This is a genomic window from Lacinutrix sp. YIN62 (assembly GCF_057219185.1).
Map to the genome: position 1 here is coordinate 1 of NZ_JBXVVH010000056.1, position 2,537 is coordinate 2,537.

Annotated in this window: 3 protein-coding genes; all 3 read left to right on the forward strand. The window is 25.1% G+C overall.

Annotated features, from left to right (window positions below; translation table 11 throughout):
* A partial coding sequence (locus tag AC2D8I_RS16030) for a M23 family metallopeptidase (RefSeq protein WP_484707119.1) occupies window positions 1-994 on the forward strand: 994 nt, incomplete at its 5' end.
* Between the two features lie 2 nt (window positions 995-996).
* A complete protein-coding gene (locus AC2D8I_RS16035) occupies window positions 997-1,602 on the forward strand; it encodes a hypothetical protein (RefSeq protein ID WP_484707120.1) in 606 nt (201 codons plus the stop codon).
* Window positions 1,603-1,640: 38 nt separating this feature from the next.
* The gene (locus AC2D8I_RS16040) at window positions 1,641-2,333 is read left to right on the forward strand and encodes a hypothetical protein (protein WP_484707121.1); all 693 of its coding nucleotides are present in this window, start codon (window positions 1,641-1,643) and stop codon (window positions 2,331-2,333) included.
* The last annotated feature ends 204 nt before the right edge of the window (window positions 2,334-2,537 follow it).

Consider the following 2,537-nt stretch of genomic DNA (forward strand, 5'->3'; position numbering starts at 1 on the left):
AAAGGTACAATTAGTAGCAGCATGTACCAATCTAGAAGGAAAGAATGTCGTCTTTAAAATTTACGAAAAAGAACAATTATTAGTAGATAAAGACAAAGAAGTTACTGTAATCCAAAACGATAAAGAAGTTACAAAAATTGAAGCTACTGTTAAAGATGGATATGCTGTTGCTGAGATTGAGTTGAAACATAAAAAGAAACAAACAGATAATAAAGATTGGCTTGACAAACTCAAAAACGGTTTTCATGACACAAAAGGAAAAACAGCTAATTTATTTATTACTGTAGCTTGCAAGAGTAGTATAATGCATAAAAAAGATTTTTTAAAAGATAATTGTTATAAAATGATAGGTAACAATTGGCATGAACCTGTAGATGATCCTCAAATAGCTCTATGGAATAGTCAAGGAAATATAAAGCCTCAAAGTAACACTTTTGGAAATGGTAGGGGAAGGTTACATACTGGGTTAGATATATTTGCTCTAGAGGGTTCGAATGTCTATGCTTGCTTAGATGGTACTATTTACCGTAAACAATGGCATGGAGGTTATGGTTGGACTATAACGATTAGAATTAATAGACCAATAGAATTAAAAAACAGGAAAAAAAAATATACTCATGCTTATACTACAGATCTAGATAGTAAGTCTAGATTTAATGAAGATGATGACTCTATTTATTTTTTTTATGCCCACCTTCAAGACATTTTTGTTGATAAAGGTGATAAAGTTAGATCTGGGCAAAAAATTGGACTAACAGGAATATCGGGAGTAAAAAAAGGAACATATGACCCTCATTTACATTTTAATATTTTTAGTACTATTTATGCAATAGGCAAAGAAAAATATAAAAAAGAATATTTAGCTGATCCAGCTCTTTATTCTAGATGGAAAACAGAAAAAGAATTGACAGAAGGTGATAAAAGAAGACAGAAAGAAAGAATGAAAAAAGGGAAACTTAAAAACGTAAAACCAAAATTATCTAAAATTAAATAATAATGAAATATTCAATTATCGTTTTATTTATCATTTTATTCATCAACATCAACTGTAAAGAAAAAAGTAAAACGGATTACAAACTTCCTGAAATAATTAAAGAAAAACTTATAAAGGAAAAAACGATTTTAGACACATTGTCAATTAATCAAGTATTATTTAATGGAGAAGAAATGAATATTAAATATTCAGAATTAAAAAAAAAGCATAGAGATTCTATTATTTATTCAGAATGGGCATGTGGGCATCCATTTAATTGGAAAAACGATACTGTAGACTTTTGGTCATATTATAGTAAAGATCTACTCTATGAAACAAATAAAGAAGAATCATTGTTAATTAATGGAAAAATCAATAATAATGTTTTTAAAATTAAGAATAGAAATGTATTACTAACAAAAAACACATCTCTAGATGATTTTAAAATAATATTCCCTAATTCTTATAAAGATTTTTCTTTTAAAAAAAAGAAATTTCCTAATAATTATAAAAATAACGATTATATATATGTTGCTTTTGATATAGAACATCCTTACCATCATTGGATATTTTATTTTGATAAAAAAGGTTTTTTAATACGATTTGAGTTGTATTGGTGGTTATGTTAACTGTTTAATTTAAAAATTACATTATAAAAACAAAATAGATGAAATTACTTACTTGTTTATTAATATACACTTGTATTATTAGTTGTCAAAGCAAGAAAAAAGAATTGTCTAGTAATATAGAAAATAAAAAAGGCATAATAATTAAAATAGATAATTCTAATACCAAAAAAAATGAAGCAAGTAATTCTCTTCAAAGCATAAAATGGGATTCTATCGCAATAGAAAAATTACCTTATAAATATGGTTACAATTATAATCATGACCATTTATATGCTATAGAAGATAAAGATTTAATGATTAAATCAAGTTTAAATATACTTTTTTCTGATAGCACAGAATTTAAAATTAAAGAAGATATGTATGCAAAAGAGCCTCTTGTTTACCCATATAAAGGTGATGCATTCTTTTTTAAAAGATTTCCAAATAGAAATAACATCAAAATCTTACTATTTACATATTTTAATTATCAACAGGATTATTATCTGCCTTATTTTGAATTACAAACTATAAATAAAGATAACAAAACAATAGATAAAATAATTGTTGTTGGCGGAAAAACTTATGAATGTGGTTGGGATAGAAATTTTAGTATTAATAAAGATTATATTATAATAATCAATGATCAAGAATATTGTTATGATATTGAAGCTGAGAAAAAAATAGTAAATAAAAAATTAACTAATAAATATAGAATAAGTAATAAAGGTTATTTTGAAAAAATAAATGAATAAAAAAGACAAAGGAAAATATATTCGCTGATAAAAAATTTAAATCATTGTAAAACAAATCTTACCCACAAAAATCATTTACATATTCAAGGGTTTAAACCTTGGACTTGCTATCTTAGATTGGACGTTAAGTTGAGTTACTATCTTGCTTGATTTTAACTTAGAGAATTATGAGACAAAAATCACGTCATTTCACGTTAGAGTTTA